This is a genomic window from Stenotrophomonas sp. STEN035 (assembly GCF_056759935.1).
Genome location: NZ_JBRRDY010000016.1, coordinates 24,862 through 50,240 on the forward strand (window position 1 = coordinate 24,862; position 25,379 = coordinate 50,240).

The window sequence follows — 25,379 nt, forward strand, 5'->3', positions numbered from 1 at the left end:
TCGATGAGCCAGGCCCTCACGCTTGCCCGCCCGTACGCCCGCGCCGCGTTTGCGATTGCGCGTGACGAAGGCAAGTTCGCGCCGTGGTCGGACGCGCTTGCGTTCTCCGCCCGCGTTGCTGCCGATCCGCGCGTGTCGGCCTTGCTGTCGAATCCGCAGCTGAGCCGCGGCGATGCCGTTGCCCTGCTGACCCCGGACGCGACCAGCGAGACCTACGGTCGCTTCCTGACCCTGCTGGCCGAAGGCCGCCGCCTGCAACAGCTGCCGGAAATCTCCGGTCTGTTCGAGCAGCTGCGCGCCGAAGCCGAGCACGTGGTCAAGGCCACCGTGACCTCGGCAGCCGCGCTGTCGGGCGACGAGCTGGAAAAGATCAAGGCTGCGCTGCGCAAGCGCTTCAACTGCGAGGTCGACGTGTCGACCGCAGTGGACGCTTCGCTGATCGGCGGCGCCGTGATCGATGCCGGCGACGTGGTTATCGATGGCTCGCTCAAGGGCAAGCTGTCGCGCCTGCAGACCGCGCTCGCACACTGAATTCACATTACCGTCCGGCCACAAGCCGGCACTAGGACTTGACGATGGCTACCACGCTCAACCCCTCTGAAATCAGCGAACTGATCAAGACCCGCATCGAGAAGGTCGCCCTGTCCGCAGAGTCGCGCAACGAAGGCACCGTCACTGGCGTGTCCGACGGTATCGTGCGCATCTTCGGTCTGGCCGACGTGATGCAGGGCGAAATGATCGAACTGCCGAACAACACCTTTGCCCTGGCACTGAACCTGGAGCGCGACTCGGTCGGCGCCGTGGTCCTGGGCGACTACCAGCACCTGCGCGAAGGCGACGTGGCCAAGACCACCGGCCGCATCCTGGAAGTGCCGGTGGGTCCGGAAATGCTCGGCCGCGTTGTCAACGCGCTGGGTGAGCCGATCGACGGCAAGGGCCCGCTGGGTACCTCGCTGACCGCCCCGGTGGAGCGTGTTGCTCCGGGCGTGATCTGGCGCAAGTCGGTCGACCAGCCGGTGCAGACCGGTTACAAGTCGGTCGACTCGATGATTCCGATCGGCCGTGGCCAGCGCGAGCTGATCATCGGTGACCGTCAGACCGGCAAGACCGCAATGGCGATCGATGCCGTGATCAACCAGAAGGGCACTGGCATCAAGTGCGTGTACGTAGCGATCGGCCAGAAGGCCTCGACCGTTGCCAACATCGTGCGCAAGCTGGAAGAAAACGGCGCCCTGGCCCACACCGTGGTCGTGGCTGCTACCGCTTCCGAATCGGCCGCGATGCAGTACATCAGCGCCTACGCTGGCTGCACCATGGGTGAGTACTTCATGGACCGCGGTCAGGACGCCCTGATCGTGTACGACGATCTGTCCAAGCAGGCTGTTGCCTACCGCCAGATCTCGCTGCTGCTGAAGCGCCCGCCGGGCCGCGAAGCCTACCCGGGTGACGTGTTCTATCTGCACTCCCGCCTGCTCGAGCGTGCAGCTCGCGTGTCGGAAGAGTATGTCGAGAAGTTCACCAACGGTGCCGTCACCGGCAAGACCGGTTCGCTGACCGCACTGCCGATCATCGAAACCCAGGCTGGCGACGTCTCCGCGTTCGTTCCGACCAACGTGATCTCGATCACCGACGGCCAGATCTTCCTGGAAACCGACCTGTTCAACGCCGGTATCCGTCCGGCCGTCAACGCCGGTATCTCGGTGTCGCGCGTCGGTGGTTCGGCCCAGACCAAGATCATCAAGAAGCTGTCCGGCGGTATTCGTATCTCGCTGGCCCAGTACCGTGAGCTGGCTGCGTTCGCGCAGTTCGCCTCCGACCTTGACGAAGCGACCCGCAAGCAGCTGGAGCGCGGTCAGCGCGTCACCGAGCTGATGAAGCAGAAGCAGTACGCACCGATGTCGATCGCCGACCAGGCGCTGTCGATCTACGCCGTCAACGAGGGCTTCCTCGACGACGTGCCGGTCAACAAGCTGCTCTCGTTCGAAGCTGGCCTGCACGCGCACTTCGCCAACACCGCAGGTGAGTTGACCTCCAAGATCAACAGCACCGGCGCGTGGAACGACGATATCGAAGCTGCCTTCAAGAAGGGCATCGCCGATTTCAAGAGCACCGGCACCTGGTAATACCAGTCCAGTAGTGCGGAGCTTGGTTCCGCACGACTGAAAGCAGCGGAGCATGGCTCCGCTGTATGGCAAACGCGGGGTTCGACCTCGCGCCACGGGAATAAGAGATGGCAAGCGGACGCGAAATCAAAACCAAGATCAAGAGCGTGCAGAACACCCGCAAGGTGACGCGCGCGCTCGAAATGGTCTCGGCCTCCAAGATCCGCAAGGCGCAGGATCGGATGAAGACCTCGCGTCCGTACGCGCAGGCGATGAAGCAGGTGATCGGTCACCTGGCCCAGGCCAGCACCGACTACCAGCATCCGTTCCTGGTTGAGCGCGAGCAGGTCAAGCGCGTGGGTTACATCGTGATCTCGTCTGATCGCGGTCTGGCCGGCGGCTTGAACAACAACCTGTTCCGCAAGACCGTCGCGGAAATGCGCGGCTGGCAGGAAAAGGGCGCCGAGATCGACGTGGTGACCGTTGGCCAGAAGGCCGGCGCGTTCTTCCGTCGCGTCAACGTCAACATGGCTGCTTCGGTTGCCAACATCGGCGACCAGCCCAGGCTGGAAACGCTGATCGGCGTGATCAAGGTCATGCTCGACGCCTACACCGAAGGCAAGGTTGACCGCGTGTACCTGGTCTACAACCGCTTCATCAACACGATGACGCAGAAGGCCAGCTTCGATCAGCTGCTGCCGTTGCCCGCTGCTGAAAAGCAGGTGGCCTCGCACGACTGGGATTACCTGTACGAGCCCGACGCAGCAACCGTGCTTGAGCACGTGATCACCCGCTACATCGAATCGTTGGTGTATCAGGCGGTGCTGGAGAATGTTGCCTCCGAGCACGCAGCTCGCATGGTGGCGATGAAGGCGGCAAGCGACAACGCGAACAAGATGATCGGAACCCTGCAGCTGGTCTACAACAAGGCCCGCCAGGCAGCGATCACCCAGGAAATCTCCGAAATCGTCAGCGGCGCGGCAGCGGTTTAACGCGCGCAGTCAACAGCACACATTTAGAGGATGCAGCAATGAGTCAGGGCAAGATCGTTCAGATCATCGGCGCCGTCGTCGACGTCGAATTCCCGCGCAGCGACGTGCCGAAGGTGTACGACGCGCTGAAGGTCGACAACACCGAAATCACGCTGGAAGTCCAGCAGCAGCTGGGTGACGGTATCGTCCGCGCGATTGCGCTGGGCTCCACCGACGGCCTGAAGCGTGGCCTGGTTGCCACCAACACCAACCGCGCCATCTCGGTGCCGGTCGGCGCTGGCACCCTGGGCCGCATCATGGACGTGCTGGGTCGCCCGATCGACGAAGCCGGCCCGGTGCAGGCTTCGGCCAGCTGGGAAATCCACCGCGCTGCCCCGTCGTACGAAGACCAGTCTTCCTCGACCGAGCTGCTGGAAACCGGCATCAAGGTCATCGACCTGATGTGCCCGTTCGCCAAGGGCGGCAAGGTCGGCCTGTTCGGCGGCGCCGGCGTCGGCAAGACCGTCAACATGATGGAACTGATCAACAACATCGCCAAGGCGCACAGCGGTCTGTCCGTGTTCGCCGGCGTGGGTGAGCGTACCCGTGAGGGCAACGACTTCTACCACGAAATGAAGGACTCCAACGTCCTCGACAAGGTTGCGATGGTGTACGGCCAGATGAACGAGCCGCCGGGCAACCGTCTGCGCGTTGCCCTGACCGGCCTGACCATGGCGGAGTACTTCCGTGATGAGAAGGACGCCAGCGGCAAGGGCAAGGACGTGCTGCTGTTCGTCGACAACATCTACCGCTACACCCTGGCCGGTACCGAAGTGTCGGCACTGCTGGGCCGTATGCCGTCGGCCGTGGGTTACCAGCCGACCCTGGCTGAGGAAATGGGCGTCCTGCAGGAGCGCATCACCTCGACCAAGTCCGGCTCGATCACCTCGATCCAGGCCGTCTACGTGCCCGCCGATGACTTGACCGATCCGTCGCCGGCCACCACGTTCGCCCACTTGGATTCGACCGTGACCCTGTCGCGTTCGATCGCCTCGCTGGGTATCTACCCGGCAGTGGATCCGCTGGATTCGACCTCGCGCCAGATGGACCCGCAGGTCATCGGCACCGAGCATTACGAAACCGCCCAGCGCGTCCAGCAGACCTTGCAGAAGTACAAGGAACTGAAGGACATCATCGCCATCCTGGGCATGGACGAGCTGTCCGAAGAAGACAAGCAGGCCGTGACCCGCGCCCGCAAGATCGAGCGCTTCTTCAGCCAGCCGTTCCACGTGGCCGAAGTGTTCACCGGCTCGCCGGGCAAGTACGTGCCGCTGAAGGACACCATCCGTGGCTTCAAGGCCATCGTTGATGGTGAGTACGATCACCTGCCGGAGCAGGCGTTCTACATGGTCGGCAGCATCGACGAAGCCGTCGAGAAGGCCAAGAAGATGGCTGAGAAGGCCTAATAACCACGTAGGGCGGAGTTCGCTCCGCCCACGCGGCAACCTGCGGTGGGCGCAGGCCCACCCAACCAGGCGAAGAGAGATCCATGAGCACCATCCGTTGCGACATCGTCAGTGCCGAGCAGCAGATCTTCAGCGGCGAAGCGACCCTGGTCGTGGCCACCGGTGAGCTGGGCGAGCTGGGCATCGCGCCCAAGCACGCACCGCTGATCACCCGTCTGAAGCCGGGTAAGGTCGTGGTCACCACCGCTGCAGGCGAGCACCTGGATTTCGCCATTTCCGGCGGCATCCTGGAAGTACAGCCGCAGGTCGTGACCGTGCTGGCCGACACCGCCATCCGTGCCACCGATATCGATGAAGCGTCGGTGCGCAAGGCCAAGGAAGAAGCAGAGCGCGTGCTGGCGCACCGTGGCGAAGCCATGGAGCTGGCCGAGGCACAGCAGAAGCTGGCCGAAGTCACCGCCCAGCTGCAAGCCCTGGAGCGTCTGCGCCGCAACCTCAAGCACTGAGGCGTCGCGCAGCGTCACCATACAGGAGGCACCGATCCCGCATCGGTGCCTTTTTTTTACATGGAAGTTGGGGTGGGTAATGCTGGTTGAAAGCACAAGGTCACAGCCGAAGCTGTGGCAACTGCTGAAGAGCTCGACGGACATCCAGTGGACGCTGATCTGGTTTCTGTTGTGCTTGCCTTGGCTGAGTGGTGCCAAAGCAGTTCCGTTCGATGCTGTGAATCAGTTCTTTCCGGCCGTGGGTTTTGTTGCCGAACAGCTTCGTCAGCTTCAGGCTCCGTGGTGGAACCCATATCTGTTTGGCGGTTATCCGCAGTTCGCCGATCCGCAGATGATGACGTTCCAGCCAACGATGGTAGTGCCGATGTTGCTGGCGCCGCAGTCGCTGCATTGGTTCAACGTAGTTGTTGCGTTGCATCTGCTGGTCGGTGGACTCGGCGCATTGCGCGTGGCCAGGCACTATCGCCTGCGGGCCCCCGCGCAGCTGTTGTTCACCCTGGTTCTGATGTTCAGCTCGGTGGCCGCGTCGCGCCTACAACACACCCCGATGGTCATCAGCTACTGCCTGTTGCCTTGGCTGTGGCTGGGCCTGTCGCGTCTGCGCGAGTCCGGGCAATGGCGGGATGTACTGCTGGCCGGTATCGCAGGTGGCTTGTGTGCGCTGCAACTGACGCAGGTTACCTACCTGATCATGATTGGATGCGCGGTCTATGCGCTTGTGGCGGTGGTGCTGGCTGGCGCGACACGTTGGCGCCTGCTGGCCCAGTTCTTTCTGGTAGGCCTGTTGGCTGCGCTGCTGAGTGCGCCGCAATGGGTATCCACGCTGACGTACCTGCCGTTGACCAATCGTACTGGCGTAGGGCTGGATTCCGCGCTGTGGAACTCGGTGCGTTGGCAGTCGCTGGCAACGCTGCTGTCGGGCAACGTGTTCTCACAGGCGCGCGGCGAGAGTTGGGCCTTCAGCGACATCACCACCGACTACCTCTATTACGGCGCCGTACCACTGGCCCTGTGGTTGGGTTGGGGGGGCGCTGTCGCCGCACGCGAACGCTGGCGCACACGCATGGCCTTGTCGGTGCTGGTATTGGCAGTAGTGTTCGCACTTGGCGGGACAACCCCGATTTACGCATGGCTGTATACGTGGGTACCGGGGCTGAACCTTTTCCGCCGGCCTTCGGATGGCCTGTACATGGCCATTCCTGCGGTAGCGTGGCTATCGGCGCAGGCTTTTCAGTCGGCATTGCAACGGGTGCCGTTGCGCCCGCATTTGCCGTCTCTTTTGCTGGTCATGTTACTGGCAGGAATGACCGTGCGGCTCGTGATCGCGGGTGATCACTTCTCGTCATTGGCGTGGTTGGCAGCGAGCATCGCGCTCGGAGTTGCGGCCGTATGGCAATTGCGCCGATCGACGCCGCGTGCGGGCATGGTGATCGCACTGGTTGTCGTGGACCTGCTGTTGTTCAATGTTGCGGCGACATTCAACACCGGAAGCAGTACCAGGCCGGTGCTGGATGCTGATCGTGGCGGTGCGGCGCAGCGTGTGTATAGGTTGCTGGTACCGGAACGTGGACCAGGCATCCCCACGCGGGCCATGGTGTTTGGCAATCCCGCGTTCACCAATGGTGCGGCATTGCATGCGCTGGCCTTGGTGAATGGGTACAACCCATTGCTGGCCGCCGACTACCAGCAGATGGTGGGCATGCCGGAGTATCCGGGGGGGCGGCTACAGGATGTGCCGCCTACTGCGTGGGCCGAGGATATGTCCGCGCCACTGTACGATCTGCTTGGGCTGCGCTGGGTGGTGGCGGAACAGGCGTTCCCCGGCGGTGTGGCACAGGATGCTGGGCAGACCTATGCGATGCGGCGTGAGGGGGTACTGCCGCGTGTGCTGAATCCACGGGAAGTGCGCCGGTATTCGAAAGCGCATCCGCCCGCGGGCGAGTTCAATGCAACCGATTTCACGCGAACCGTCTGGCTTCCGGATGACGCGCTGGTGGATTGCGCCGATTCATCTGGCGGTGCGGCGCAGGTGACGGAGCGGAGCTATCTGGCCAGCAGCATCACACTGCAGGTGGTTGCCCAAGCGCCGGCTTTGGTGGTCGTCAATGAGGTGTATGTGCCCGGATGGGAGGCAGAGATCGATGGGCAGGCGTTGCCGGTGCTGCGTGCGAATGGTTTGTTTCGTGCTGTCTGCGTACCCGCGGGTACGCACGTGCTCACGCTGAGTTATCGACCGATGGCCCTGTGGCGGTGGCGATTGGCCGCGCGATCAGAGCAGCGCCAGACTCAGCGATAAACCACCTGCCGTAGCAGGAGGAAGCTGAGCAGGGCCAGCCCCGCTTCGACCGCGGGTTTGGCCAGCCATGCGTATTGCAGGCCCAGTGAGCCGGCCACCCAATCGACCAGCCATGTACTTATCGCGGTCATCAGCAGCCACAGCGCCAAAAAGCGTGCAAAGCGCTTCCAGCCATGGCGCTGCTCACCCTGCGCCGCAAAGGTGTAGCGACCGTTGAGCCAGAAGCCAAGCAAGGCGCCGCTGGTGCGCCCGACTAGATTGCCCGGTGCTACCGGCAGCCCCAACGCGGTGGCAGCGACAAACACTCCCCAGTCCAGCGACAGTTGCAGAAGCCCAATGGCGATATATTGGCTACCCTGACGGAACAGGCTCATGGACGCGACGGTTCTATTGATGGCCTGCAATGCTACCCCCTTGCGCTTAGAATCAAGAGAACCTCGAAGGAAGTTGTACGCATGACCCAGCCGCTGCACGTCATCATTCTCGCCGCCGGCGCCGGCAAGCGCATGAAATCGCTGTTGCCCAAGGTGCTGCAGCCCATCGCTGGGCAACCGATGCTGGCCCATGTGATTGCCACTGCGCGTGAGCTGGAGCCGGCCGGCATTCATGTGGTCTACGGTCATGGTGGTGAAGCAGTGCGCGCCGCCTTCGCTGATCAAGCCGATCTGCTGTGGGCCGAGCAGAGCCAGCAACTGGGCACTGGCCATGCAGTGCAGCAGGCGATGCCGCAGGTTCCCGATACCGCGCAGGTGTTGGTGCTGTACGGCGATGTGCCGTTGATGCGCGCACAGACGCTGAGTGCACTGTTGAACAACGGCCCGCGCTTGGCGGTGCTGGTGGCCGAGCTGGATGACCCCAACGGTTATGGCCGCATCGTCCGTGATGCCGAAGGCAAGGTCGCAGCCATCGTCGAGCAGAAGGATGCCAACGATGAACAGAAGCGCATCCGTACGGTGAACACCGGCATCATCACCGCTGAATCCACCGCACTGCGTCGCTGGTTGTCGGGTTTGTCGAACAGTAACGCACAGGGCGAGTACTACCTGACCGATGTGTTCGCTTCCGCTGCCAGCGAATACGCGCCGGCCGAACTGGTGCTGGTAGCCGATGCGCAGGAAGCGGAAGGCGCGAACGACCCGTGGCAGCTGTCGCAGCTGGAACGCGCATGGCAGCTGCGTGCAGCCAAGGCGCTGTGCGAGCAGGGCGCGCGCCTGCTGGATCCGTCACGCTTTGACCAGCGCGGCACGGTCAAGGTCGGCCGCGACGTGCAGATCGACGCCAACGTGATTCTGGAGGGCGAGGTCGAGCTGGGCGATGGCGTCAGCATCGGTGCCTTCGTGCGGCTGAAGGACGTCAAGCTCGGCGCCGGTACCGAAGTGCGTCCGCACTGCGATCTGGAAGGTGTGATCAGCGAAGGCGCAGCCCAGATCGGTCCGTTCGCACGGTTGCGCCCGGGCACCGTGCTGGCCGATGGCGTGCACGTTGGCAACTTCGTGGAGACCAAGAAGGTCACGCTGGGCAAGGGCAGCAAAGCCAACCATCTCACCTATCTGGGTGATGCGGTGATCGGCAGCGGCACCAACATCGGTGCCGGCACCATCACCTGCAACTACGATGGCGTGAACAAGTTCCAGACCACGATAGGTGACAAGGTCTTTGTCGGCTCCAACAGCTCGCTGGTGGCACCAGTGACGATCGAGGATGGGGCAACGATCGGTGCCGGTTCGGTGATTACCCGCAACGCACCGGCAGGCCAGTTGACGGTGGCGCGCACCAGGCAGCAAACGATTGAAGGCTGGACGCGACCTGTCAAAAAGTCCTGAGCCAAGGTTGGCGCAGCGCGGCGAGCTCGCGCTGCTGCCGTTGATCGAAGCGCAGGCGGGTGAGCGTCTGCGTGGACATCCTGCTGCTGAGCTATTCGCTGTGAGCCCGACCGAGCCGTATTTGTTTGAACAGGCCTGGCAGCGCGGAATGCTGTGGGTGGTTGCCGGCGAACAGGAACTGGCCGGTTACCTGATGGCCGGCGTGCTCGATGAGGATTTCCATGTCCAGCAGATGGATGTCTTGCCGGCATATGGTCGCAAGGGACTTGGCCGGGCCCTGCTGCGGCACGCAGTGGAGCAGGCGAGGGCGCGCGGGCATCAGCGTGTGGTGCTGTCTACGTTGAGTGATGTGGCCTGGAATGCACCCTTCTATGCCAGCGAAGGCTTCAGCGAATGGCTGCCGCAGGACTGGAGCGCAGGCATGCGCGAAGTGATGGCGGCCGAGGCAGCGGCGGGTTTTCCAATGGAGCTGCGGCTGGCGATGCAGCGGCAGCTGTGAAAGGCGTAAGTCATCCTTGTGGGATCGGCTCAAGCTTTTGTAGGAGCGGCGTAAGCCGCGAAGCCGGGGTATTTTCAGATCTTCGGTCTAACTGGCTCGGATGCCATGTCAGCTTCGCGGCTTACGCCGCTCCTACAAAAGACATGGCTCTAGTCATGCGGCAACAGGATCGCCACGCACAGGCCGCCGTCCTTGCGGTTCTGTAGGGAGATGCGGCCGCCGTGCGCTTCGATGATCTCGCGGGTCAATGCCAAACCCAATCCTGTGCCATTGCGCTTGGTCGAATAGAACGGCATCAGCGCGTTCTGCAACACCGCCTCGTTCATGCCGGTACCGCGATCCAATACTTCGATCCGCAGCCAATTGGGCAGTCGCGCGATGCGTACTTCCACCGAATCATCCGGCGCGCCATTGTCAGCACCGGCTTCATGCGCGTTCTTCAGCAGATTCAACAGTGCCTGCGAGAACTGCGATTGATCAAGGCGGCTGTATTGTTCGTCGGCCATCGGTGCCATGCGGAAGCTGATCTGCTGCTGCAGGCCATGCAGGAACTGGCTCCAGGCTACGGTCTGCAGTTGCGGCTGCGGCAGCTTGGCAAAGCGTGCATAGCCGCGAATGAAACCTTCCAGATGACGCGCGCGTTCCTCGACCGTGCCGAAGATATCTTCGAGGCGATCATGGCGACCACGTCGCACCAGCTCAGCGCCGGAATGCGCCAGCGAGGCAATCGGTGCCAGCGAATTGTTGAGTTCGTGGCTGATCACGCGGATCACCTTCTTCCAGGTCTGCACTTCCTGGCGGCGCAGCTCGGCGGTGAGCAGGCGCAGCAGCAACAGCTCGTGCGGGCGTCCATTCAAATGGAAGGCGCGGCGCGACAGGTGATAGATCTGCTCGTCGTCATCATCGTCTTCGGCCGCGTCCGGGTCACGTACGGCGAACAGGCTGTCGCCGCCACGGGCGATGGCATTGCGCAGCTCGATCGGCATGTTCTCCAGCAGCTCATGCATGCGCTGGCCTTCCAGTTTCCAGCCACCGTGCAGCAGCTTGCGCGCAGCCGTGTTGGAGAAGGTCACCCGTTGCACGCCATCGCCACCGTCGGTTAGCAGCAGCATCGCCACCGGTGTGTTCTGCACCATGGTGTCGAGCAGCAGCTCGCGCTGCACCAGGGATTGCCGTTGTTCGCGCAGCACATCGCCTAGTTCGGCATGGGCCTGCACCAGTTGCGCGAACTCATCGTGGCCGCGCCAATGCACGCCGAAGTTGAACTCGCCATCGCGATAACTGCTGGTGGTGCCGGCCAGTGCCCGCAACAGCGAGCGGATCGGCGCGGTGGCGCGGCTCAGCGCCCACCACATCGCCGCCAGCAGGAGCACGGTGGAAACACACACAACCACCCAGCCGCGGTCCATCCAGTAGGCCAGGAACCACGGCAGGGCCGCAGCAAGTGCCAGCACCGGCAGCAGGCGCAGAAACAGAGTGAAGGTGAAGGAGCGCGTTTTCACTGATGTGTGCTCACTCGCGCGGAATGCCGTGGCGATCCATGCGGCGGTACAGCGCCTGCCGGCTCAAGCCCAGCTCGGCGGCGGCCTGGGCGATGACGCCGCCAGCGCGTTCCAGCGCGCTGACAATGTGTTCGCGGTCGGGCTCGTCAGCAGGTGCGGTAGGACGTGCTGGCGCGCGTGGCAGGTTGAGGTCGGCAACTTCGATGCGCGGGCCCTGTGCGAGCAGGGCTGCGCGTTGGATCACATTGCGCAGCTCGCGCACATTGCCCGGCCAGTTATGACGCTGCAGCGCCTGCAACGCCGGTGCCGACAGCGGCTTGCCATCGGCGAGGAAGTATTGCGCCAGCGGCAGGATGTCTTCGCGGCGTTCGGCCAGCGCCGGCAAGCTGAGCTCGACCGTGTTGAGCCGGTAATAGAGATCTTCGCGGAAGCTGCCGGCGCGGATCATCGCTGGCAGATCAGCATTGGTGGCACTTACCACGCGAACCTTTACCTGCCGCTCGCGGTTGGAACCCAGCCGCTCGAAGCGTCCGGTTTCCAGCACCCGCAGCAGTTTCATCTGCCCGGTCAGCGACAGGTTGCCGATTTCGTCGAGGAACAAGGTGCCGCCATCGGCTGCCTCGAACTTGCCCTCGCGGGCCTTGTTGGCGCCGGTATAGGCGCCGGCCTCGGTGCCGAACAGCTCGGCTTCGATCAGCTCGGAGGGAATGGCACCGCAGTTCAGCGCGACGAACGGACCTTTCTTGTGCGCCGAGTTGGCCTGGATGATCTCCGCGATCTTTTCCTTGCCGGCACCGTTCGGGCCGGTGATCAGGACCGGCAATTCCGAGCGCGCTACCTGGCAGGCGAGGGCGATGATGCGCTCGCTGGACGGGTCGGCGAACACCAACCCGCGCAGGTCGTAGCGATCATGCAGGGCCTGTTGCTGGCGCTGCTCGCGGGCACGGCGGCGGGCCAGTTCGCGGCGCGCTTCGGCCAGTTCCAGCAGGTTGTTGACCGTGGTCAACAGGCGACCGTCATCCCAGGGCTTGGCCAGGTAATCGGAGGCGCCGGCCTTGACCAGCTCCACGGCGCTGTCCAGGTGCGTCCACGCGGTGAGCAGGATTACCGGCAGGTCCGGATGCGCCTGGCGGATGCGTCGGAACAGATCCTGGCCTTCCTCGCCGGAGGTGGTGTCGGCGGTGAAGTTCATGTCCTGCAGGACCAGGTCGAATTCATGCTCGGCCAGCATCGCCAGGCCCTGCTCGGGCGAGGAGGCGTGGCGGGTGTCGATGTCGTGCAGGGAGAACAGCACATCCAGCGCGGTGGCCACGGCGGTGTTGTCGTCGATGATCAGGATCTGTGGCATCAGTTGTCGCAGAAGAAGATTGGGGGACGCAGCGCGGACGCTGAAGTCAGCACATTACACGCTGCGGGTCGCGCTGGCAGGTGGCAGCCGTGCGGCGCGCCGCGCAGGTGCCGCAACCGCAGCTTGCCCGAGCAGCAGCATCAAGCCGGCAGCGACCAGCAGATAGGCCCAAGGCAACCGTGGCAGCTCGTAATGCTGCATCAACCACTGGTTGATCAGCAACGCCAGCAGCAGACCGATCAGCAAGCCAGCAGCGGTCAACAACAGGTTCTCCGTCAGAAAATGGCGCATCACCTGGCTGCGGGTAGCACCCAGGGCGCGACGGATGCCGATCTGGCGGGTGCGTTGCTGTATCCAGTAGCCGCTGAGGCTGGCGATGCCGATCAGGGTGATGGTGGCGACAACCGCGTTGACCGTGAGCAGCAGCCATACCGCGGCGCGGCGGTTGCGCATGCCGTTGCTGCGTAACTGCTCGTAGCTGGACACGACCGGGTTGAAGCTCTTTGCCATCTGCCCGGCATAGGCCGTCTGCAGTACGCCAGGCACGGCCTTGATTACCGCATCGCGCTGATCGGCCTCGGCGCGCACCACGAAACTCAGCAGTGGCAGGCCGGCCGGGCGTCGTGGCAACAGGATGGCGTACTCGGCCTTGCCATCGTCCAGTTCGCTGAGCTGGTAGCGCAGCAGGTGAGCGACAACACCGACAACTACATAGTGGCTGCCGCCATCGCTGGAGGTGAGCGCCTGCCCGACCGGATTGCCGTCGAACAGGGTCCGGCCCAATGCCTCGGTGATGATGATGGGCGTGCTGGCGGTGTTGGCATCGTCACCGAGCTGTAGATCGGCGTATTCGTCGGTGAGGAAGTCGCGGCCACGGCTGAGCTGCAGGCCCAGCGTGTCGATCAGCTGGTTGCCGATGAAGCCGCTGACCTGCACGGTGGGGCCGTTGGCTGACTTGAGGTCGTAGACCATGGTCAAAGTCTCGCGCATCGGTGCGCCGACCACGGCGGTGGCACGCTTCACGCCGGGAATCGCTGCCAATGCATCGGCACCTGCGCTGGCCTGTGCTGCGGTCCAGTTGCCGTCCGGGCGCACGATCTGGTCGATGACGATGACCTCCTTGTCGGCGATGCCATCGTCGATCAACAGTGGTCCGGCCTGTTGCGCCAACAGGAACAAGGTATTGCAGAGGATGGCGCAGGCCACGGTGATCTGCAGCACGATCAACCACGGCATCAGCGGTTGGCGGCGCATGGAGGAGAGCAGAGGATTCATGCCTTGGCCTTGTTCATAGGGTTTTGACCTGCAGCGCAGGTTCCTGACGTGCGGCACGGATGGCGGGTAGCAGTCCGACCACTACGCCAGTCACAACCGCCATCAACAGCAGGCCGGCAAATAGCGCAGGGCTGAGCCGGGCCAGTGATGAGTAGGCTTCACCTTGTTGCCGCATCAGCCACAGGCCGCCCAGCGTCAGCGGCAATGCCAGCAATCCGCCCAGCAAGCCTGCCAGGGTGGACTCGACCAGGCAGGCGGCGATGATCGCGCGGCGTGGTGCACCCAGCACCCGCCGCACGCCGTGCTCACCAGCACGGCGCAGGAAGCGCGCTGCTAGCAGGCCGGCGACATTGACCAGGCACAACACCAGCAAGCCGGCCGCTAGCCACAGGTTCAAGCGCACGCTGTCCGGTACCACGCGGTTGGTGTGCAACCACTGCGCCATCGACTGCAGACGGGTGTTTGGTGCGCGCGCGAAGATACCGGCGGCATGACGATCGGCGGCAAAGTTCTGCAGGCTTTGTGCGTAGTTGTGGCGCTGCTGTGCATCTTTCAGATCTGCCCACAGTACCAGCCACCGGCATTGCTGGGTATCGATCTGATCGAAGCGGAAACCGCCAAAGCCATTGCCATCACAAATGCGGGTGCTGGTGATCTCTGCGCCTGACGCCAGCACCGCCTCGGCGGGTGCGAACAGCTCATCGCCATCACCTTCCCAACCGGCATTGTTTGAAGGCAGAAAATGCGGGCGCGGGCGGGGTGCCCAACGCTCGCTGATGCCGATGACGCGGAAGCTGTGCTTGCCCACACGGATCTCGGCGCCGGTGCCATCTTCGCGCCCCAGCAGGTGTTGGCTGAGTGCGCGGCTGATGATCACCACCGGTGTGCGTGCGGCCTCTTCTTCCGCAGTCCAGGAACGCCCGTAGCGCAGCGGTACGCCGAATACCTGCAGCATCGGGCCGAGGGCCAGGCTGGTCGAAACGTTCTTGCTGAGCGTGTTGTCGGTGTTGCTGACAGTCAGCGGGGCAGTGAGCAAGGCCACTTGCGGGACATCCGGGCGTAGCTGGCGCATCGCCTGCACGTCGGTGAGCTTCCACAGCGGCGGCACCGGTGAACCGTCACCGTAGCTGTCGCTTTCACCACTCTTTGCCGCCTCTCGCGAGTCTGCCCAGGCTAGATGAAGGTTCTGGCTGATGCCGGGCAGGGGGTCCGCCGCCAGTACCGACAACAGGGTCAACATGGTCATCACCGAGGCCAGGCCCAGCGCAAGGGTGAGTACGACCAGGGCCATCGTCCTTGGGTGGCGGATGCAGCCGCGCAGTCCGGTTTCCAGCGTGTAGTTCATCGCGCTGGCTCTCCGGCTGCTGCGCGGTGTGCATAACTCAATACTCGGGTGGCCTGCCATTGGCCATCGCGCAGGCGCCAGATGATGACGAAGTCGGCCACGCCATCACAGTGTTCGCCCTTCAGATCGCAGAATTGGTGCTGGCCTTGTTCGATGGCGCCGAAGTCCTTGATCGGGAATACCTCCAGCGTGCCGGATAGCAACTGCCGGGTGTAGTTGCCGCAGGCATGCTTGCGGGTGTTCGCCAGCATGGCGTCGCGGGTCCAGGTGACGCCGCCGTTGTCGTGGTAGAACTCTACTGCCGGGTCAAAGTAGCTGGCGTGCTTCTCGAACTGGGCTGGATCGCTGCAGTGGTTGAAACTGTCGAACATGCCGTGGTCGAGTGCCGCGATGGTTTCGTGCAGGTTGGCATTGCCAGCATCGGCTGCATGCGCTGGGATCACCAGCAGCGGGCACAGCATCAGCAGCAGGGACGGCAGCTTGGTTTTCATCGGGCGACTCCGGGAAACAGTGGAAGAGGATCAGGCGGCGCGGGTAGCGACTGCCGGTGGCACGGCCGCAGCACGGCGCGCTGGGCCAAGTACGGCGATCTGCCCTAGCAGCAGCAACAGCACCGCTGCCACCGGTAGATACATCAGCGGCAGCCGCGGCAGTTCGTACCGGCTCATCAGGAACATGTTCAGTGCATAGGCCAGGACCAGCCCCACGATGATGCCGGCACTGCTCAGCAGCAGGTTCTCAAGCTGGAAATTGCGCAGGATGTGTTTGCGGGTTGCACCCAGGGCGCGGCGGATGCCGATCTGGCGAGTGCGCTGCTGCACCCAGAAGCTGGCAAGGCCGACGATGCCGAAGGCGGTTACCGCCAGCAGCGCGATGCAGACCGCAAGCAGCAGCCAGATCACCGAGCGATCACGGTGCTGGTAGTCGTCACGCATGCGCGCCACGGTGCCCTGTTCCTCGATGATGCGATTGGGGTCGGCCTTGTTGAGTGCGGCAATGGCGGCCTTCAGTACGGCCTCGCGCTGCTCGGGGCTGGTGCGCAGTGCATAGGCGCCGTTGGATACGCGGACCGGAAACACCATGCTGTCGAAGCGGTTGCTGAATTCGCCGGCTTCGCCCGGTGCCAGCAGATCGTCGATAACACCAACCACCTGGGTCGGCTTGCTGCCCCAGACATAGATGTTGTTGCCCACCGCGTTGCCATCTGGAAACAGGGACTTGGCCAGTGAGTGGCTCAACAGCACGCTGGGTACGACAGGATTGGCATCGCCACCAACAAAAGCGCTGTTCTCCAGGTATTCGTCGGGCTTGAAGCCGCGCCCTTCGCGCAGCTGCAAACCAAAGGTTGGCAGCAACTGGCCGTCGTCCATGTAATTGGTGGCATGTACCGTCGGGCGTGTCTGGTTCGGCCGCAGGCGTATGCCCGAGCCCCAGACATTGCTGCCATACGGAATCTGGTTGATGCTGCTGGCCGCTTTGACGCCGGGGACGGCAGCAAGTGCGGCCAGATCCTGCTTGCGCAGTGCATCGTAGTTGACGTCCGGCAGCAGGCTGCTGGTGGCCAGGTAGACCAGTTCATCCTCGGCCACGCCACTTTTCAGCTGTAGCTGCGCAACGCGGGTGCTGATGATGAAGACCGCATTGCAGATGATGGCGCAGCTGATCGCGATCTCGAACACGACCAGCAGTGCGGCAATCTTCTGGCGGGACAGCATCGACAGGGTGGGGCGGATGTCCAAGGGGGTTCTCCGTGGCGGCGGAAGCTGCCGTTGCTGACGGGGTGGATTCAATGCCAGCGCGTCATTGGCTCTTGAGCTGTAGTGCGGGAGGAATCTGCATGGCACGCCATGCCGGCAGCAATCCGGCAATCAGGCTCACGCCAACGGCCAGTACGAAGGTCATCCACAAGGTGGTGACATCCATCTGTGCCAGCTTCGCGTACTCGTCTGGCTGCTGGCGGATCAGCCACAGCCCCATCGCGGCGAAGCCCAGCCCCAGTGCTCCGCCGGCCAGCCCGATGGAACCGGCTTCGACAAGGCATTGTTTGAAGATGTCGGTGCGCGAAGCGCCCAGCGACCGGCGGATGCCGATCTCGCCACTGCGGCGCAGGAACTTGGCCAGCAGCAGGCTCACCGTGTTGATCAGGCAGACCAGCAGGAAGCCGAAGGCCAGCCACATCTGCAGGCGCACATCGTTGGGCACGATGCGGTTGAAGTCCAGCCAGCCCATCACATCATGCAGGCGCACATTGGTCGGGCGTTCGAAACGGCCGCTGGCACGTTGGGTATCGGAATAGTCGGCCAGGTATTTCAGGTAGTCGCGGGCTTTCTGCGGCGTGTCCAGCTCCACCCAGTACTGCAGCCAGGCACAGGGGGCGGTGAGCCCGCGATTGCCTTCGCCGCCATCGCTGCTGCCCCAGCAGTTCATGCTTCCCTGGGTATCCAAGGTCAGTGCTCGCGAGGTGGAAAACGGCAGCAGGACTTGTTCATCACCGCCATAGCGCTGGCTGGTCAGGTCATAGAAGCGCGGCGTTGGATTCCAGTTGCCAAGCACGCCGACCACCTGGAACACACCTTGCGGCAGGCGTAGTTCCTTGCCAATGGCATCCTCCGTGCCGTACAGCCGTTGCGCCAGTTTGCGGTCAATGACTGCAACCAGCGCACGGCCATCATCGTCGGCAGCATTCCAGCTGTTGCCAGTGGCCAGCGGCACCTGGAACATCGGGAAGAAGTCAGCCGAGGTATAGCGCGTCATTACCCGGAACGGTTGTGCGGCGTTGCCCGCAGGCAACACCGTTACCGAACCGGCCGACATCAGCGCCTGCCGATCGCCACGCTTCTGCCGCAGCAACTCCTCGGCGTCGTAGCGGGTCATCTGCTCCAGCGGATCCGATTCCAGCGTAGCGTCCTTGCCCAAGCTGCGCGGTTCCAGCTGCGGGTAGAACAGCTGCTGGCTCTTGCCTGGAATCGGATCCCCTGACAGTACGAAGTACAGGCCAAGGGTAGTCATGGTCGCGCCTATACCTACCGCGATGGTCAGCACCATCAAGGTGGTCAGCACCTTGTTGCGGCCGAAGCCGCGCCAGGCCAGTTGCAGGTAGTAGCCGAACATGTCCCTTCCTTGAGTCGACGGATCAGGTGCTGCGGGTGGCCACTGCCGGTGGAATCGATGCCGCCTTGCGGGCAGGGCCGAATACCGCGATCTGGCCCAGCAGCCACAGCAGCACCGCGCCTACCGGCAGATACAGCAGCGGCAAGCGCGGCAGCTCGTAGCGGCCCATCAGCCACTGGTTGAGCAGGTAGGCCAGCAACATGCCGACCACGATGCCGATACCAGCCAGCAGGAAGTTCTCAGTCTGGAAGTAACGCAGGATCTGCGCGCGGGTAGCGCCCAGGGCACGGCGGATGCCGATCTGCTTGGTGCGCTGCTGCACCCAGAAGCTGGCCAGGCCGATGATGCCCAGTGCGGTCACCAGCAACAGCAGGCCGCTGACGATCAGCAGCAGGCCGATCATGTCGCGGTCGTCGGCAAAGTACTTGGCGCGCTTCTCTTCGACGGTCTGCTTGCTGTAGATCAAACGATTGGGATCGTTCTTTTCCAGCGCTGCCACTGCCTGCTTCAGCACTTCAGCGCGGCGCGCAGGGTCGGTCACGCGAATGACGAAGCGGCCGCCGTTGGCGTAGTTCATGCGGACCGGGAACATCAGCGAATCGGTGCGGTTGCCGTTCTGGTTGTTGGGCCGCAGCAGGGTCTGCACCACACCGACGACAGTCATCGGGATGTTGGCCATGTACAGGGTTTTGCCAACCGCAGCACCATCCGGGAACAGCTTCTTGGCCATGGATTCGGTGAGGATCACCGAGAACTTCATGGCTTCAAGGTTCTTCTCCTTCTCAAGAACCTCATTGCTCATGTACTCGTCGGCATTGAAGTCGCGCCCGGCAGTCAACTTCAAGCCCAAGGTCTTGAGCGTATTCTCACCGATGGTGTACTGCGCGCCGTTGACCGACTGCGCATCGGGTTCGGGGCTGGCGGCCAACGAGGTATTCCAGGAACCGCCCTGGAACGGCAGCTGGTTGATGATGGCCACGTTCTCAACGCCAGCGATGCCGCGCAACGAGGCAATGTCTTCGACCGTGCGCGCATCGCCGTCTACCTGCTTGCCGATGCCACTGAGGCCGATCTCGATCAGCTGGCTTTCATCGATGCCGCTGGCCTGCTGCATGTTGTCGATGCGCTGGGAAACGATGAACAGCGCGTTGCAGATGATGGCGCAGCTCAGCGCGATCTCCAGCACGATCAGTGCGGCAGCTGTCTTGTGCCGTGACAGCGTGGAGAGGATGGGACGGATTTCCATGAGGTATCTCCGGGGAAGCGTGGCGCTGGGAGTGAGGTTGATGGGGAAGAGGCGATGGCAACTGAAACTGCCAAAGCGCCCCTCCCCAGCCCTCCCCTGCGCGTTGCGCAAGGGAGGGGGCAGGGCATTACTGGCTCTTGAGCTGCAGTGCTGGTGCTACCTGCATGGCGCGCCAGGCGGGCAGGATGCCGGCGAGCATGCTGGCGAATACCGCAAGAGCAAAGGTGATCAGCAGCATCGAACCGTCCAGATGGGCGAGCGAGGCGTATTCGGCTGGGCGCTGACGTACTGCCCACAGTCCGAACAGTGCAAACACCAGGCCGAGCAGGCCGCCGGCCAAGCCAATCGTGCCGGCCTCGATCAGGCATTGCTTGAAGATCTCCGCGCGGCTGGCACCCAGTGCACGGCGCACGCCGATCTCACCGCTGCGGCGCAGGAACTTGGCCAGCAACAGGCCAACGGTATTGACCAGGCACACCAGCAGGAAGCCGAATGCCAGCCACATCTGCAGGCGTACATCGCCCGGCACCGCATTGCGGTATTCCATCAGGTCCATGACATCACGCAGGCGGGTGTTGGCCGGACGCTCGAAGCGGCCGCTGGCGCGTTGCTGCTCGGAGTAGTTGTCCAGATACGCTTTGAAATCCTTGGCATCGCTGGGTGAATCCAGCTCTACCCAGTACTGTGCCCATGCGCAGGGCACGTTCAAGGCCATCACGTCGTTGACGATCTCGCGGCCAAAGCAGTTCATGCTGCCATTGCGGTCCAGCTTGAGCTCCAGCGAGGTGCTGAACGGCACGAATACGTCTTCTTCGGAATCGAACTTGCCGGAGTAGAGGTCATAGAACTTTGGGGCTGGCTTCCATTCCTTGAGTACGCCGACGATGCGCAGGGCATGGCCTTCCACCAGCACTTCCTTGCCGACGCTGTTCGCGCCCTTGAACAGCTTGTCATTCAGGGTTTTGCTGATTACTGCAACGCGGCTGCGGCCCTGGTCTTCATCGCCGGTCCAGCCCTGTCCAAACGCGAACGGGGTATCGAACATCGGGAAGAAATCGGCCGAGGTGTAGCGCATGCTGATGCTGAAAGGCTTGAGCGCATCTACACGCGGATCGACGATGCCACCACCGCCGGTCATCAAAGCCTGACGCGGCGCCTTCTTCTGGCTGAGCAGGGTTTCACCATCGAAGCGGGTCAACTGCATCTCCGGCTCTTCACCGGCCTTGTAGCCCTCACGCATGCCTGGATCCAGCTGCACGTAGAACAGGCGATCGCTCTTGTGCGGGATCGGATCACCGGACAGCACCTTGAATACAGTCAAAGTGGTCATCGCCGCGCCGATGCCGAGGGCGATGGCCAGCACCATCAGCGCGGTCAGGATCTTGTTGCGGCCGAAGCTGCGCAGCGCAAGTTTGAAGTAGTAACTGAACATGGACGATCCTTGGCAGCTCAGGCGCTGCGCGTGGCGGAATGGGGCTCAGCCCTGGTTGTCGGCGACAGCGGCGATGCGGGCGGCGTGTGCCAGCACCGGCTCGCGGATCAGGTCGGTGGCCTGGCCATCGACGATGTGCACGTTGCGCTGGGCGCGTGCGGCCAGTTCCGGATCATGGGTCACCATGACGATGGTGGTGCCCTGGCTGTTGATTTCTTCCAGCAGTTCCATCACGCCGCGTGCCATCTGCGTGTCCAGGTTACCGGTCGGTTCGTCGGCCAGCAGCAGGCGCGGGCTGCCAGCCAGGGCGCGCGCGATTGCAGCACGCTGCTGCTGGCCGCCGGACAGTTCGGCCGGGTAGTGCTTCATGCGTGAACCCAGGCCGACGTCGCTCAAGGCCTTCTCGATGCGCTGCTTGCGCTCGGCCGAGGGCATGCCGCGGTAGCGCAGCGGCACATCGACGTTGTCGAACAGGTTGAGGTCGGGGATCAGGTTGAAGCCCTGGAAGATGAAGCCGATCTTCTGGTTGCGCAGGCGCGAGCGGGCGTCGTCGCCGAGGTGGCTGACGTCCTGGCCATCAAGCAGGTACTGGCCGCTGGTGAAGGTTTCCAGCAGGCCTGCGATGTTGAGGAAGGTGGTCTTGCCCGAGCCCGACGGGCCGGTGACCGCGACGAATTCGCCTTCGCGCACATGCAGGTCCAGCGAACGCAGCGCATGGGTTTCGACCTGTTCGGTACGGAAGACCTTGGAGACGGATTGCATATGGAGCATGGGTATTCCTTTCAGCGACGGGGAATGTGGAAGGTGGAGCGGGAACGGGGTTCTGGGACTGCGCTTGAATGGGTGATGCCAGGGCCGGCGATGGGGGAGGGAATTCGAGGTTTGCAGCGTGGACGGCAGGGCTCACGACAACCCGGACGCCTGCAGCTGTTTCCAATCACGATTCCCGAATCCCCAATCCCGGCCCCTATCAATTGATCGACACGCGTTCGATGTCGCCGAACAGATCCGCGCCGGAGACAACGATCTTCTCGCCCGGCTGCAGGCCGGAGACGATTTCAACTTCGCCCAGGCTGCTGACGCCGGTCTGGATCGGACGACGCACCGCGGTGCTGCCGCTGACCACATAGGCGTAGCGACCACCGGACTGCTCGACGAACGGGCCGCGCTCGACCTTGAGCACGTTGTTGCGGGTGTCCAGCAGGATGCGGGCGCTCATGCGCTGGCTCTGGCGCAGGCCCGGCGGCTGCTTGTCGGAGAAGCGCAGGCGGGCGACGACTTCGCCGTTCACCACTTCCGGTGACACCGCAGCGATCTCGCCCGGGTACGGTTGGCCGGAGCCACTGGTGAGCTGGGCCGGCATGCCGATCGCCAGATCACGGGCGAAGCTTTCCGGTACCTTGATTTCTATCTCGAAGCGCGACAGATCGACCACGCCCAGGATCGGGGCGTTGGTGGCAACCTGGGTGTGTTGGGTGGCCTGGACCTGACCGACTTGACCATCGAACGGCGCGCGCAGGGTCAGTGCATCTACCTGGCGCTTCACTTCAGCCACCACGGCTTCCTGGCGATCCGCCATCAAGCGCTTGTTGCGTGCATCCAGGCTTGCCCCCTGGCTCTGCAGACTGGCGTCCTGCTGGGCGTGCTGCAGTTCGATCTGGGCTTTCTTCAATTCGTCCTGGGCCTTGGCCAGGTCGACCTGCGGTACCGCGCCACCATCAAAGCCGCGCTGGTAGCGCTGCAGGTCGCGCTCGGCAGCGACGCGCACCAGCCCGGCCTGATCCGACATCTTGGCACCAGTGGCGCGGGCCAGGGTGGCATCGAGTGCGGCGCGGCCGGCTTCGGCTTCCAGGCCAGCCAGCGTCGCCTGTTCCTGCGCCAGCTTGCTGCGCAGTTCCGGGCTGTCGATCACTGCCAATTCCTGGCCCTGCTTGACCACGTCACCGGCGACGACCTTCAAGGTCACCGTGCCGGAGGAGATGGCATACAGCACCGGGCTGTTGGCGGCGATGACGCGGCCATCGGCGGCGATGTCGCGGACCAGGTTGCCGCGGCTCACTTCGGCAATGCGCAGGCGGTCGCCGTCGAACGAGCGACTGGCGCCCAGCCAGTTGCTGACGACGTAACCGATGCCGGCCACCACCACCACGGTGATGACCGTAGGCCACATGTAGCGCCGCCACACGGGCTGCGGGCGCTGGGTACTTACCTGGTCCTGGGCGGAGGTGTCGCGGATCATCGTCGGCTTCGCTGCTGGGTTTGTTATTCATTAAGCAGATCGCGTGCCAACTCCAAGTAATTGAATTTGTTTGGGAAATATTCATCGATGTGAGTGTCCGGGTGTCCGCGGACGCTCGCGCGGACAGTGTCCGGGGGGCGATGTCCAGGTATGTCCGCTGGATGTCTGATCCAGCTGACTTAGAATGTCCGCTCGTAATTACCAATGGATAGGCTATGTGCGGGATTGTTGGGGCGATTGCTGATCGCGATGTGGTTCCGGTATTGATTGAAGGACTCAAGCGGCTGGAATACCGCGGCTACGATTCTTCCGGCATAGCCGTGCTCGATGGCGAGCACATCCGCCGTGTGCGTCGCACCGGTCGTGTTGCCGAAATGGAGGGCGCGGCCATCGCCGAGCAGTTCCATTCGGTGATGGGCATCGGCCATACCCGCTGGGCCACCCACGGTGGTGTGACTGAATCCAATGCCCATCCGCATATCAGCCAGGGCGTGGCGCTGGTGCACAACGGCATCATCGAGAATCACGAAGAACAGCGCGAGAAGCTGCTGGCGTTGGGCTATGTGTTCGAGTCGCAGACCGATACCGAGGTCATCGCCCACCTGATCCATCATCACCTCAAGGCTGATCAAGATGATCTGCTCAGCGCCTTGCAGCGCACGGTCAAGGAACTGACTGGTGCCTACGCGCTGGCGGTGATCAGCGAGAACGAGCCCGAGCGCATGGTGGTGGCACGCATGGGCTGCCCGCTGCTGATCGGCCTTGGCGAGGGCGAGAACTTCGTCGCTTCCGACGTATCGGCCATCCTGCAGGCCACCCGCCGGGTGATGTTCCTGGAAGAAGGCGACACCGCAGAACTGACCCGCCAGGGCGTGCGTGTATTCGATGCCAACAACGCACCGGCACAGCGCGAGCAGCGCATGTCGGACGTGTCGTTGGCCTCGTTGGAGCTGGGCCCGTACCGCCACTTCATGCAGAAGGAAATACACGAGCAGCCGCGCGCGCTGGCCGACACCGTCGAGGCAGCGATTGATGCCGGTGGGTTCCCGGCAACCCTGTTCGGCCAGAACGCCGAAGCGGTGTTCAAGGACATCGAAGGCGTGCAGATCCTGGCCTGCGGTACCAGCTACTACGCCGGCTTGACCGCGCGGTACTGGATCGAAGCCATCTCCGGCCTGCCGTGCAGCGTGGAGATCGCCAGCGAGTACCGCTACCGCGCTGCCTATGCCAATCCCAGGCATCTGATCGTCACCATCTCCCAGTCCGGCGAAACCCTGGACACGATGGAAGCGCTCAAGTACGCCAAGTCGCTCGGTCACCTGCACACGCTATCGATCTGCAATGTGCCGGAAAGCGCGATTCCGCGTGCCAGCGAGCTGGTCTGCTACACCCGTGCCGGTGCCGAGATCGGCGTGGCCTCGACCAAGGCGTTCACCACCCAGCTGGCCGCGCTGTTCCAGCTGACCGTGGTGCTGGGCAAACTGCATGGCAAGGTTGATGCCGCCCAGGAAGCAGACTACCTGGAGCAACTGCGGCATCTGCCGGGCAGCGTGCAGCACGCCTTGAACCTGGAGCCGCAGATCATCGCGTGGGCCGAGCGTTTCGCCGGCAAGTCGAACGCGTTGTTCCTCGGCCGTGGTCTGCATTACCCGATCGCGCTGGAAGGCGCGCTCAAGCTCAAGGAAATCTCCTATATCCACGCAGAAGCCTACCCGGCCGGCGAGCTCAAGCACGGCCCGCTGGCGCTGGTGGACGCGGAGATGCCGGTGGTGGTGATCGCCCCCAACGACAGCCTGCTGGAGAAGGTGAAATCCAACATGCAGGAAGTGCGCGCACGCGGTGGCGAGCTGTTCGTGTTTGCCGACCAGGACAGCAACTTCAATGCCTCCGAGGGCGTGCATGTGATCCGTACACCCCGCCATGCCGGCGTGCTCAGCGCCATCGTCCACACCATCCCGGTGCAGATGCTGGCTTACCACACCGCCCTGGCACGCGGCACCGATGTGGACAAGCCGCGCAACCTGGCCAAGAGCGTTACGGTGGAATGATTGTCTGAAGCGTCGCAGTGATTGATCACTGCGACGCCTCCGGAGTCGCCAGGATGCGCACGACGTTGCTGGCCGTAAGTGGCCGCTTTGGCTCTTGCAGGCAATGCAGGGCTGAGGCTGGACCGGCGACTTGTCAGTCGATCGGATTCGTGGCAGAAATCCGCCTCCAG

The 25,379-nt window shown here is 63.2% G+C and carries 21 protein-coding genes; 9 read left to right on the forward strand and 12 right to left on the reverse strand.

Going from position 1 to position 25,379, the window contains the following annotated elements:
- The first annotated feature begins 3 nt into the window (after positions 1–3).
- The 6 genes from ACVOLL_RS10390 to ACVOLL_RS10415 all read left to right on the forward strand — a co-directional run bounded on the left by ACVOLL_RS10390 (position 4) and on the right by ACVOLL_RS10415 (position 7,341).
- Positions 4–531 (forward strand): F0F1 ATP synthase subunit delta, encoded by a 528-nt coding sequence (locus tag ACVOLL_RS10390; protein ID WP_481512842.1) that lies wholly within the window; start codon positions 4–6, stop codon positions 529–531.
- Between the two features lie 44 nt (positions 532–575).
- A complete protein-coding gene (gene atpA / locus ACVOLL_RS10395; protein ID WP_481512843.1) occupies positions 576–2,123 on the forward strand; it encodes a F0F1 ATP synthase subunit alpha in 1,548 nt (515 codons plus the stop codon).
- Positions 2,124–2,230: 107 nt separating this feature from the next.
- Positions 2,231–3,094 carry a F0F1 ATP synthase subunit gamma gene (gene atpG, locus ACVOLL_RS10400; protein ID WP_481512844.1) on the forward strand — a complete coding sequence of 288 codons (864 nt, stop codon included), beginning with the start codon at positions 2,231–2,233 and terminating at the stop codon, positions 3,092–3,094.
- Between the two features lie 38 nt (positions 3,095–3,132).
- A complete protein-coding gene (gene atpD / locus ACVOLL_RS10405; RefSeq protein ID WP_481512845.1) occupies positions 3,133–4,539 on the forward strand; it encodes a F0F1 ATP synthase subunit beta in 1,407 nt (468 codons plus the stop codon).
- A gap of 83 nt (positions 4,540–4,622) precedes the next feature.
- The gene (locus ACVOLL_RS10410; RefSeq protein WP_481508170.1) at positions 4,623–5,045 is read left to right on the forward strand and encodes a F0F1 ATP synthase subunit epsilon; all 423 of its coding nucleotides are present in this window, start codon (positions 4,623–4,625) and stop codon (positions 5,043–5,045) included.
- Between the two features lie 79 nt (positions 5,046–5,124).
- Positions 5,125–7,341 carry a hypothetical protein gene (locus tag ACVOLL_RS10415; protein WP_481512846.1) on the forward strand — a complete coding sequence of 739 codons (2,217 nt, stop codon included), beginning with the start codon at positions 5,125–5,127 and terminating at the stop codon, positions 7,339–7,341.
- On the opposite strand, the gene ACVOLL_RS10420 is transcribed toward ACVOLL_RS10415, so the two are convergent.
- Positions 7,332–7,715, reverse strand: a complete 384-nt coding sequence (locus ACVOLL_RS10420; protein ID WP_481512847.1) for a GtrA family protein — start codon at positions 7,713–7,715, stop codon at positions 7,332–7,334. The genes ACVOLL_RS10415 and ACVOLL_RS10420 overlap by 10 nt on opposite strands.
- A gap of 81 nt (positions 7,716–7,796) precedes the next feature.
- Between ACVOLL_RS10420 and glmU the strand changes: the two genes are divergently transcribed.
- Positions 7,797–9,164, forward strand: coding sequence for a bifunctional UDP-N-acetylglucosamine diphosphorylase/glucosamine-1-phosphate N-acetyltransferase GlmU (gene glmU, locus ACVOLL_RS10425; RefSeq protein WP_481512848.1), 1,368 nt, complete (start codon positions 7,797–7,799; stop codon positions 9,162–9,164).
- A gap of 7 nt (positions 9,165–9,171) precedes the next feature.
- Positions 9,172–9,663, forward strand: coding sequence for a GNAT family N-acetyltransferase (locus ACVOLL_RS10430; RefSeq protein ID WP_481512849.1), 492 nt, complete (start codon positions 9,172–9,174; stop codon positions 9,661–9,663).
- Between the two features lie 149 nt (positions 9,664–9,812).
- Here the strand turns inward: ACVOLL_RS10430 and ACVOLL_RS10435 are convergent, their stop codons facing one another.
- From ACVOLL_RS10435 to ACVOLL_RS10485, 11 genes are all read right to left on the reverse strand, one after another.
- Positions 9,813–11,165, reverse strand: a complete 1,353-nt coding sequence (locus ACVOLL_RS10435; RefSeq protein ID WP_481512850.1) for a sensor histidine kinase — start codon at positions 11,163–11,165, stop codon at positions 9,813–9,815.
- A 10-nt stretch (positions 11,166–11,175) separates the two neighbouring features.
- The gene (locus tag ACVOLL_RS10440) at positions 11,176–12,513 is read right to left on the reverse strand and encodes a sigma-54-dependent transcriptional regulator (RefSeq protein ID WP_481512851.1); all 1,338 of its coding nucleotides are present in this window, start codon (positions 12,511–12,513) and stop codon (positions 11,176–11,178) included.
- Between the two features lie 54 nt (positions 12,514–12,567).
- A complete protein-coding gene (locus ACVOLL_RS10445; RefSeq protein ID WP_481512852.1) occupies positions 12,568–13,788 on the reverse strand; it encodes an ABC transporter permease in 1,221 nt (406 codons plus the stop codon).
- Positions 13,789–13,801: 13 nt separating this feature from the next.
- On the reverse strand, positions 13,802–15,133 hold the full coding sequence (locus tag ACVOLL_RS10450) for an ABC transporter permease (protein WP_481512853.1): 1,332 nt from the start codon (positions 15,131–15,133) through the stop codon (positions 13,802–13,804).
- Complete coding sequence (locus ACVOLL_RS10455) at positions 15,130–15,624, reverse strand: nuclear transport factor 2 family protein (RefSeq protein WP_481512854.1); 495 nt, start codon at positions 15,622–15,624, stop codon at positions 15,130–15,132. The genes ACVOLL_RS10450 and ACVOLL_RS10455 overlap by 4 nt, the downstream gene beginning before the upstream one ends.
- 30 nt (positions 15,625–15,654) lie before the next feature.
- A complete protein-coding gene (locus tag ACVOLL_RS10460; protein WP_481512855.1) occupies positions 15,655–16,872 on the reverse strand; it encodes an ABC transporter permease in 1,218 nt (405 codons plus the stop codon).
- A gap of 61 nt (positions 16,873–16,933) precedes the next feature.
- Positions 16,934–18,244, reverse strand: a complete 1,311-nt coding sequence (locus ACVOLL_RS10465; protein WP_481512856.1) for an ABC transporter permease — start codon at positions 18,242–18,244, stop codon at positions 16,934–16,936.
- Positions 18,245–18,266: 22 nt separating this feature from the next.
- Positions 18,267–19,490: an ABC transporter permease gene (locus tag ACVOLL_RS10470; protein WP_481512857.1), complete on the reverse strand. Its 1,224-nt coding sequence runs from the start codon at positions 19,488–19,490 to the stop codon at positions 18,267–18,269.
- A 127-nt stretch (positions 19,491–19,617) separates the two neighbouring features.
- On the reverse strand, positions 19,618–20,922 hold the full coding sequence (locus ACVOLL_RS10475) for an ABC transporter permease (protein ID WP_481512858.1): 1,305 nt from the start codon (positions 20,920–20,922) through the stop codon (positions 19,618–19,620).
- Between the two features lie 45 nt (positions 20,923–20,967).
- The gene (locus tag ACVOLL_RS10480; RefSeq protein WP_296247631.1) at positions 20,968–21,693 is read right to left on the reverse strand and encodes an ABC transporter ATP-binding protein; all 726 of its coding nucleotides are present in this window, start codon (positions 21,691–21,693) and stop codon (positions 20,968–20,970) included.
- A gap of 199 nt (positions 21,694–21,892) precedes the next feature.
- Positions 21,893–23,161 carry an efflux RND transporter periplasmic adaptor subunit gene (locus tag ACVOLL_RS10485; RefSeq protein ID WP_481512859.1) on the reverse strand — a complete coding sequence of 423 codons (1,269 nt, stop codon included), beginning with the start codon at positions 23,159–23,161 and terminating at the stop codon, positions 21,893–21,895.
- A 215-nt stretch (positions 23,162–23,376) separates the two neighbouring features.
- Between ACVOLL_RS10485 and glmS the strand changes: the two genes are divergently transcribed.
- Positions 23,377–25,209 (forward strand): glutamine--fructose-6-phosphate transaminase (isomerizing), encoded by a 1,833-nt coding sequence (gene glmS, locus ACVOLL_RS10490; protein ID WP_481512860.1) that lies wholly within the window; start codon positions 23,377–23,379, stop codon positions 25,207–25,209.
- Positions 25,210–25,379 lie beyond the last annotated feature (170 nt).

What these genes read in the sequence shown, in the direction of transcription:
- ACVOLL_RS10415 (WP_481512846.1), top strand. Translation starts at nt 5,125, where the DNA reads ATGCTGGTTGAAAGCACAAGGTCACAGCCGAAGCTGTGGCAACTGCTG.
- ACVOLL_RS10450 (WP_481512853.1), bottom strand. Translation starts at nt 15,133, where the DNA reads ATGAACTACACGCTGGAAACCGGACTGCGCGGCTGCATCCGCCACCCA.
- ACVOLL_RS10420 (WP_481512847.1), bottom strand. Translation starts at nt 7,715, where the DNA reads ATGAGCCTGTTCCGTCAGGGTAGCCAATATATCGCCATTGGGCTTCTG.
- ACVOLL_RS10445 (WP_481512852.1), bottom strand. Translation starts at nt 13,788, where the DNA reads ATGAATCCTCTGCTCTCCTCCATGCGCCGCCAACCGCTGATGCCGTGG.
- ACVOLL_RS10410 (WP_481508170.1), top strand. Translation starts at nt 4,623, where the DNA reads ATGAGCACCATCCGTTGCGACATCGTCAGTGCCGAGCAGCAGATCTTC.
- atpG (WP_481512844.1), top strand. Translation starts at nt 2,231, where the DNA reads ATGGCAAGCGGACGCGAAATCAAAACCAAGATCAAGAGCGTGCAGAAC.
- ACVOLL_RS10455 (WP_481512854.1), bottom strand. Translation starts at nt 15,624, where the DNA reads ATGAAAACCAAGCTGCCGTCCCTGCTGCTGATGCTGTGCCCGCTGCTG.
- glmU (WP_481512848.1), top strand. Translation starts at nt 7,797, where the DNA reads ATGACCCAGCCGCTGCACGTCATCATTCTCGCCGCCGGCGCCGGCAAG.
- ACVOLL_RS10475 (WP_481512858.1), bottom strand. Translation starts at nt 20,922, where the DNA reads ATGTTCAGTTACTACTTCAAACTTGCGCTGCGCAGCTTCGGCCGCAAC.
- ACVOLL_RS10470 (WP_481512857.1), bottom strand. Translation starts at nt 19,490, where the DNA reads ATGGAAATCCGTCCCATCCTCTCCACGCTGTCACGGCACAAGACAGCT.
- ACVOLL_RS10440 (WP_481512851.1), bottom strand. Translation starts at nt 12,513, where the DNA reads ATGCCACAGATCCTGATCATCGACGACAACACCGCCGTGGCCACCGCG.
- atpA (WP_481512843.1), top strand. Translation starts at nt 576, where the DNA reads ATGGCTACCACGCTCAACCCCTCTGAAATCAGCGAACTGATCAAGACC.
- ACVOLL_RS10480 (WP_296247631.1), bottom strand. Translation starts at nt 21,693, where the DNA reads ATGCTCCATATGCAATCCGTCTCCAAGGTCTTCCGTACCGAACAGGTC.
- ACVOLL_RS10485 (WP_481512859.1), bottom strand. Translation starts at nt 23,161, where the DNA reads ATGATCCGCGACACCTCCGCCCAGGACCAGGTAAGTACCCAGCGCCCG.
- ACVOLL_RS10465 (WP_481512856.1), bottom strand. Translation starts at nt 18,244, where the DNA reads ATGTTCGGCTACTACCTGCAACTGGCCTGGCGCGGCTTCGGCCGCAAC.
- glmS (WP_481512860.1), top strand. Translation starts at nt 23,377, where the DNA reads ATGTGCGGGATTGTTGGGGCGATTGCTGATCGCGATGTGGTTCCGGTA.
- atpD (WP_481512845.1), top strand. Translation starts at nt 3,133, where the DNA reads ATGAGTCAGGGCAAGATCGTTCAGATCATCGGCGCCGTCGTCGACGTC.
- ACVOLL_RS10390 (WP_481512842.1), top strand. Translation starts at nt 4, where the DNA reads ATGAGCCAGGCCCTCACGCTTGCCCGCCCGTACGCCCGCGCCGCGTTT.